Consider the following 412-nt stretch of genomic DNA (forward strand, 5'->3'; position numbering starts at 1 on the left):
CCACCATGCGTACTTTTTCTAAATCCACCAAGCTCGATAACGTCCTGTATGACGTGCGCGGTCCCGTCGTCGACGAGGCTGCCCGTATGGAGGACGAGGGCGAGCTGAAACAAAGCCGTTCTGCCTGGGACGGCTTTGGCCTGGACTTTAACTACAACATCGCAATCGACACTTATCAGCTCGCGCAACGCGCATGGCCAGATCTCGGACGCTGGCGCATGGAGGACCTTCGAGATTTACTGGACATCAAAAACGACGACGCACACCGCGTGCTCGCCGACTGCGAAGACGAGATGGCTGTCTACAATGCGATCAGAAACGGCGTGAAGTCCGGAGATCTTTCTGTGGAACCGCCGCGCCGTCGCGCGAGCCGACCGGGCAACCCGGGCAATCTGGTCCCGGCTCTCCTGGT

1 pseudogene is annotated in these 412 nt (G+C 59.2%); it reads left to right on the forward strand.

Annotation, left to right across the window (positions count from 1 at the left end):
- Window positions 1-412 (forward strand): annotated as a pseudogene (locus tag AAAX34_RS09435) (hypothetical protein); the annotation flags it as partial.

This window comes from Collinsella sp. CLA-ER-H4 (assembly GCF_040092395.1).
Classification (GTDB): Bacteria; Actinomycetota; Coriobacteriia; order Coriobacteriales; family Coriobacteriaceae; genus Collinsella.